The organism is Collinsella sp. AM15-2, assembly GCF_003471985.1.
Classification (GTDB): domain Bacteria; phylum Actinomycetota; class Coriobacteriia; order Coriobacteriales; family Coriobacteriaceae; genus Collinsella.
Genome location: NZ_QRKO01000049.1, coordinates 361 through 1,381, shown reverse-complemented (window position 1 = coordinate 1,381; position 1,021 = coordinate 361). Strand labels below are relative to the sequence as shown.

The following is a 1,021-nucleotide window of genomic DNA, read 5'->3' as shown; positions in this document are numbered from 1 at the left end:
ATTAATCACAAATCACTTGTGATTAGTGATTGTTATTGGTGTTGCCTAGAACGATTCTAAGCACATGTTTAATTTTAAAGTGGGCAATTATCTTTAAAATGTCCTACAATGATTCAATAAAAGCATGGCTGCTAGTGAAACTTGCGACCATGCTTTTAAAAATACTTAATGGGGTCCCGAGCGCTTTAGCTCCTTGGAAGCTGTCAGTAGTATACCTAATAATTTATCTACATTCCCTTTAGTAACGTGTAACTTTCCAAATTTACAAAAGCGACTCATAGAATTATTTCCTCCCGTTAAATAATAGATAACTATTAAAAATAGACAATACTTGCTCATAAGTAACGGTACTTTAATTGTTTACTTTGGCGTGTTTCATTGCTTGATGAAACTGATTTTTAGTAAACAGTTGACGATATTCTCGATTGACCCATTTTGAAACAAAGTACGTATATAGCTTCCAATATTTATCTGGAACATCTGTGGTATGGCGGGTAAGTTTTATTAAGACACTGTTTACTTTTGGTTTAGGATGAAAGCATTCCGCTGGCAGCTTAAGCAATTGCTGAATCGAGACTTGAGTGTGCAAGAGCAACCCTAGTGTTCGGTGAATATCCAAGGTACGCTTGTAGAATCCTTCTTCAACAACCAGATAGATGTCAGACGCATGGCTTTCAAAAACCACTTTTTTAATAATTTGTGTGCTTAAATGGTAAGGAATATTCCCAACAATTTTATACCTCTGTTTGTTAGGGAATTGAAACTGTAGAATATCTTGGTGAATTAAAGTGACACGAGTGTTCAGTTTTAATTTTTCTGACGATAAGTTGAATAGATGACTGTCTAATTCAATAGACGTTACCTGTTTACTTATTTTAGCCAGTTTCGTCGTTAAATGCCCTTTACCTGTTCCAATTTCGTAAACGGTATCGGTTTCTTTTAAATTCAATTGTTTTATTATTTGGTTGAGTACTTTTTCACTCGTTAAAAAGTTTTGAGAATATTTTATATTTTTGTTCAT

General features: G+C 33.7%; 1 pseudogene. It reads right to left on the bottom strand.

The features are described 5' to 3' along the window. Window positions 1-283: 283 nt before the first annotated feature. Window positions 284-1,021 (bottom strand): annotated as a pseudogene (gene erm(B), locus DW171_RS10025) (23S rRNA (adenine(2058)-N(6))-methyltransferase Erm(B)); the annotation flags it as partial.